We start from the raw sequence: 5,270 nt of genomic DNA, 5'->3' as shown, positions 1-5,270 counted from the left end.
CCATCACCGACACGACCAGCTCGGTGCGCAACACGATCGCTGCCAATACCAGCCAGCTTCGTCAGGCCATCGACCAGTCGACCTCGACCTTCCGCCAGACGCTCGACCAAACGACGGAAGAAGTCTCGACCCGCCTCGGCGACTTCCGCGAAACTGCCGATGGCGAGAGCCGCCGCACCAATGCCGCCCTGCAGGAGGCTCAGCGTCGTCTCGCCAGCGAAATGCAGCAGGCAATCGAGGAAGCCACCCAGCGCTTTGCCGAGACCGCTCGCGCCATGCGCGAAACGGCCCGCGAAGTAGGCCACGAACTCGAATCGACGCGTGCGGAACTCGCTCGCGGCGTCAACGAGCTGCCTGAGGAAACTCGTGCCAGCGCCGCCGCCATGCGCCGCGTCGTGGCCGAGCAGATCGAAGCCCTCAGCGAACTCAACGCCATCGTGCGCGGCCAGCCGGCAACGCACGACCTCACCGACCGCCGTGGCAACCAGCCGCGCGTTGCGGCTCCCCGCCAGCCCGAGCCGGCGCCCTACCAGCCGCCGCGCCAGCCCGAACCCGCCCCGGAAGCATATCGTCCTGAGCCCGCCGCGCAGACACTCGTCGATCCGATCCGTACGACTGCCCGCCCGGCCGAACCGGCTCGCGCCCCTGCCCGTCCAGTCGTTCAGGCGCAGCAGCCTGCTCCGACCCCGGCTCCGGTCCAGCAGCCCCAGCCTGCTCCCGTTGCCCGTCAGGCCGCTCCGGCGCCGCAGCGCCAGGAAGCAGCAGCCGAATCCGGCGAAGGTGGTTGGCTGCGGGACGTGCTGCGCAATGCCTCGGCCAGCCAGGCCGGCCAGCCGACCCAAGGCCTTTCCACGCTGACCGAGGAAATCGCCAACGCCATCGACGACAATGCCCTGGCCGATGCCTGGGGCCGTTACCAGGCCGGCGAATCCAACGTCTTCTCGCGCCGCATCTACTCGCTGACCGGCCAGGGTACCTATGACGAAGTCCGCAAGCGCCTGCAGCGCGACCCGGAATTCGCCCGCACCGCCCAGGCCTACATGAGCGATTTCGAACAGCTGCTGAAGCGCGCCGCCGCCGGCCCGCGCCCCGCTGCCGAAACCCGCGAGTACCTGCTCTCCGATCGCGGCAAGGTCTACACCACCCTCGCCCACGCGAGCGGTCGCCTGAGCTAAGGCGACAGACCACGAAACACAAAAGCCCCGGAGCGATCCGGGGCTTTTTGTTTTTGGAAGTTTCGCCATCCCACCGTGTCTTTCTCGCGAAAGCGGCAATCTCGACTTAAGCGCCCTGCGGAAGGTTTCAGTTATCGCGGGGAATGGCACACAAGACGATGTGGCGATTCCGTCGACCTGTCCTCCGCGCACGTCACCACCGGGCTTGTCCCGGTGGTCCATGTGGAGGCGAGATGGGTTGCCGCGACAATAACGATCGAGCAGAACTTCGGGCCTGCCGCCCCTACTTCGCCTTAGCCGGCCTTATCTGCAGCGAGACCCAGATGCAGACGCCGCCGAGCACCGCCATTGCCGCGGCGGCAAAGAATGCGTGCGCACCAAAACCCTGCACGATCCAGCCAAAGCCGATGACTGACATGACCGTCAACAATTGCTGGCCGACCACGAACAGGCTCTGCGTTTCGGCCGCGATGCTTTCGTCGGTCCAGTTGGCGATGAAATGCACGCAGCCGAGATAGCCGATGGCAAAGGTGATGCCATGGCTTAGCTGCAGCAGGATCAGAACACCCACACCCGGCTCCAGCCCCATTACGCACCAGCGAAGGGCCGCAGCCCCAGCCGAAATCAGCATCACCACGCGCGCCGAAATCTTCCCGCCGAACCGCTTCCACAAAAACATCATCGCGGCCTCCGAGGCCGAACCCAATGCAATCAGCGGGCCGATGATGTTCTCGGGAATGCCCTGCTCCTTCCAGAGCAGCGATCCGAAAGCATTGAGCACGATATGCGTGGCAAAGATCATGCAAAAGCCCAGGAGCGGCAGGATGAACCAGGGTTTTGCGACATCGCGCAGCCGTCCCGCCGCAGGCGCTTCGGTGACGGCGGAGATCGTCTTCTGCTCGGCGGGAACCCGGAATGCCGGCAGTTGCAGCGCCACCAGCGCCCGCACGATGGCCATCCCAACAAACAGCGGCACGAAGACGCCGGCGCCATACCAGACGACCAGATAGCCCGTCAGCCCGTTGAACAGCATATAGCCTACGGTTCCCCAGGCTCGCATCACGCCATAGTCGGTGCCATTCCGCCGCGCCAAACGCATGGTCGCGGCATCGAGCACCGGCCCGACGGCGCCGCCAGGAAGACACGCCAGCGTCCAGAACAGCAGGATGCCCCAGAACTCATTGACGAAGAACAGCCCGATGGGGACGATGCCCCCGATCAGCGCGCCGATCACAATGACCTGCCGCCAGTCCTTGGCCCGGTCGGCCACGCGCCCGATCACCAGGTTGAACAGCAGGATCACCACGATGGGCACGGCATTGATGATGCCGATCTGCTCGGGCGTAATGCCTTGGCCCGACAGCCAGATCGGCAGGAACATCACTGCGGCGCCGCTGCCGGTGAAGAAGCTGGCGTAAAAAGCCGAGGTACGCATCTCGGGCGTCAAACGGCCGGCGGGGCTCTGGCTCATTCAGGCATCCAGGGAAACGGGAACACAGCGGAGGGGCGACGGTGCCCCTCACGCATCAGGAAACAACAGGCCGCGTCGCATCCTTCGGCGGACGAATGCGCAGCGAGACAAGAACGCAAACAATGCCAATGGAGCAGGTCACCGTCGAGGCGAAGAAGGCCGACGGACCGAACCATTCCACCAGCCACCCGAATGTCACCAGCATGACCATGGCCGCGCCCTGGTTGAGCATATTGGCAAAGCCCTGCGCTTCGGCGGCATTGGATTCATGTGTCCAGTTGGCGATGAAGTGTACGACGCCGAAATAGCCCATGCCAAAACTGAAGGCATGCAGCAATTGCAGGAAGAACAGCGCTTCGACGGGCGGCGCGAAGGCCAGCACGGTAAAACGGAAGAGCCCCGCCATGCAGGCGGCCAGGATCATGTTGCGAGCCGTCACCCGTCCGCCAAACCGGCGCCAGGCAAGCATCAAGGCTGCTTCGCCCACAGCCGCAATGCCCAGTAGCGGGCCAAGGAAGTAGTCCGGAATGCCCTGCTGGTGCCAGAGCAAGGCACCAAAGCTGCCCATCACGGCATTGCTGGCATTGACCAGCGCAAAGGCCACCAGCGGCAGCACAAACCACGGTTTCAGCGAATCCCGCAGTTTGACGCGCTGCGGAGTACCCTGCTTCACATTGGCAAGGGTCGCCTCCTGCATCGGCGCCCGGAAGCGCGGCAGGAGAAAACCGATAACCGCGCGCAGCACGGTCATGGCAACGTAGAGCGTCACGAAGGAGCCCGGCCCAACGACGGTAAGAAGCCCGCCGATACCAGCCGCGCCAACCACATAGCCGATGGTCGCCCAGGCCCGAACAGCGCCGAAATCGGTGCCGTTGCGCTTGGTCATGCGCACGGTCGCAGCGTCGATAATGGGGGGCACGAGGCCATTGGACATGGCCACCAGGGCCCAGACGAGCAGGATGCCCCAGAATTCCGATATGAAATAAAGACCCAGCGGCGCCACGGCCGAAACCAGAGAAATGGCGATGATCGCCGTGCGCCAGTCATCCGCGCGGTCGGCTATGCGGCCGATGATCATGTTGAGAAGCAGGAGGCCCAGCATGGGCAGCGCATTGATCAACCCGATCTGGTCGGCGGGTATGCCATGCTGGCTCAACCAGATGCCGAGAAAAACCGACGCCACAGCGCCCGGAAGATAGACCGTAAATTGATAAAGCGATGCACGCGCCTCGGGGGTATCGAAGCGCGACAGAACGGAAGACATGGAAAAGACTCCGGGCGCAAATCAGCGCCGCGGACCCCTTGGTGCCTTGCAGTGTCACACAATGCAAGACCCAAATGAGCACAACTGCAACGTTCTAAATCGATGCGTCCTTTCGGGTACGCTACATCGCTTCCGCCAGCTGCGGCAGCCGGACTGTCGCCGGAACGAGCCCATCCAGAAACTGTCTGGCGCTCGCCGCCCAGGTGAAATTCTGCGCATGGCTGGAGGCGTCGCGGCGGTCGAGCATCAGTGCCCTCCGCACGGCCACTGCAAGGTCCGCGTGCAGCGCCCCTGCCCGTCCATCGGTCAGAATATCCTTGGGGCCGGTCACCGGATAGGCAGCTACCGGCGTGCCACAGGCCAAGGCTTCGGTCATCACATTGCCAAAGGTATCGGTGCGGCTGGGAAAGACGAAGACATCAGCGCCCTGATAGGCCTCAACCAGCGCCTCGCCGTGCCGATAGCCGCAGAACACCACATCGGGATGCAGCTTTTCGAGCCGTACGCGATCAGGACCGTCGCCCACGACGATCTTGGTCCCCGCCACATCGAGCGCCAGGAACGCCTCGATATTCTTCTCTGCGGACACCCGCCCCACATAGAGCAGATGCGGCCCCGGAAGGTGGGCGAATACATCGGACTTGCCGGGCTGGAAGCGCTCCATGTCGACGCCTCGTCCCCAAAGCCTCAGATGCTTGAGGTCTCGCGATGCAAGGTCCTCAAGCAATGAAGGCGTCGGCACCAGCGTATTGCCGGCGGGCTCATGGAACCAGCGCAGATAGCCGTAGCTCCAGTCGTGCGGCACCGGCAGACGGGCCGAAACATATTCCGGGAAGCGGGTATGAAAACTCGTCGAAAAGCCTTTGCCGCGCTCGATGCAATATTGGCGCGCCAGCAAGCCCAACGGCCCTTCTGTCGCAATGTGGATGTGATGGGCTCGCGAATGCGCCAACCGGCGGAACACCGCCCGGCGCGAGGCCAATGAGAGCCTGATTTCGGGATAGGTCGGCACTGGCACGGTCCAGAACGGTTCCGGCGTCAAGTAGTCGACGCTATGCCCCCATTCGCGCAGCACCTTGCCGACGCTTTCGAGCGTGCGGACCACGCCATTGATCTGTGGACGCCAGGCATCGGTGACAATGACGATGCGACGGGCTGAGGGAAACGAAACGGTATTGGCCATGGCGGCACCGCGTAGCTGGGTTCAGGCCAGATCAGCCTGCTCCCGCCAATTTGCGTTGCCGTGACGATATTGCGACGGAGCGGCGACAGCCTATTCCGTTACGGGACGACGGATTTTAGCGCGGCGCGGCTCGCCCACCACCATCTCGGTCCACTTGATCAGCTCGAACTCGCCATC

General features: G+C 63.8%; 3 protein-coding genes and 1 pseudogene. 1 reads left to right on the top strand and 3 read right to left on the bottom strand.

The features are described 5' to 3' along the window. Positions 1-1,175 (top strand): annotated as a pseudogene (locus ABW043_RS08735) (hypothetical protein); the annotation flags it as partial. A 283-nt stretch (positions 1,176-1,458) separates the two neighbouring features. Here the strand turns inward: ABW043_RS08735 and ABW043_RS08730 are convergent. The 3 genes from ABW043_RS08730 to ABW043_RS08720 form a co-directional block, all read right to left on the bottom strand. Then, complete coding sequence (locus tag ABW043_RS08730; protein ID WP_353920828.1) at positions 1,459-2,646, bottom strand: MFS transporter; 1,188 nt, start codon at positions 2,644-2,646, stop codon at positions 1,459-1,461. Positions 2,647-2,701: 55 nt separating this feature from the next. Then, complete coding sequence (locus ABW043_RS08725) at positions 2,702-3,910, bottom strand: MFS transporter (protein ID WP_353920827.1); 1,209 nt, start codon at positions 3,908-3,910, stop codon at positions 2,702-2,704. A gap of 121 nt (positions 3,911-4,031) precedes the next feature. Next, on the bottom strand, positions 4,032-5,093 hold the full coding sequence (locus ABW043_RS08720; RefSeq protein WP_353920826.1) for a glycosyltransferase family 4 protein: 1,062 nt from the start codon (positions 5,091-5,093) through the stop codon (positions 4,032-4,034). Positions 5,094-5,270: the final 177 nt, after the last annotated feature.

Source organism: Devosia sp. (assembly GCF_040509215.1).
Taxonomy (GTDB): Bacteria; Pseudomonadota; Alphaproteobacteria; order Rhizobiales; family Devosiaceae; genus Devosia.
Note: the sequence above shows the minus strand (reverse complement) of the source record. Positions and strands in the feature narration are given on the sequence as shown.